Here is a 366-nt window from a genome sequence, read left to right as displayed (position 1 = left end):
TAGATTTAGATGGATCTACTTCCTCACCTGGTTTAACTTCCTGTTCTTGTGCGACTGGTGTGTTCTTATCTGCGTCTGTCTGATCTTTCTCAGCTACTGGAATCTTAACTGGTACTTGATCTGTTGAACCATCTGGATACGTTACTGTTACGACTGCTTCAATAACATCTCCTGGTTTCGCATCCGCTGGAACATCTACTGTAATCGCACCTGTGTTTGGATCTACCTTAACAAGTGGATTGTCTGACTCAAACTTAGAACCTGCTGGAAGATCACTTCCATCTTCGTTCTTAGGCGCTGGAACAGTTACTGTTTCTCCTGGCTTACCTGATGCCTCTTCAAACTTAGGATTATTCTTACCAGCAT

1 protein-coding gene is annotated in these 366 nt (G+C 43.2%); it reads right to left on the bottom strand.

Annotated features, from left to right (window positions below; genetic code table 11):
- Nucleotides 1–366 (bottom strand): Rib/alpha-like domain-containing protein (locus E4T71_RS09300; protein ID WP_194181272.1); only part of this gene is annotated, 366 nt, incomplete at both ends.

The sequence above is a fragment of the Streptococcus sp. WM07 genome, assembly GCF_004570525.1.
Classification (GTDB): domain Bacteria; phylum Bacillota; class Bacilli; order Lactobacillales; family Streptococcaceae; genus Streptococcus.
This window is presented reverse-complemented; position numbering and strand designations above follow the sequence as displayed.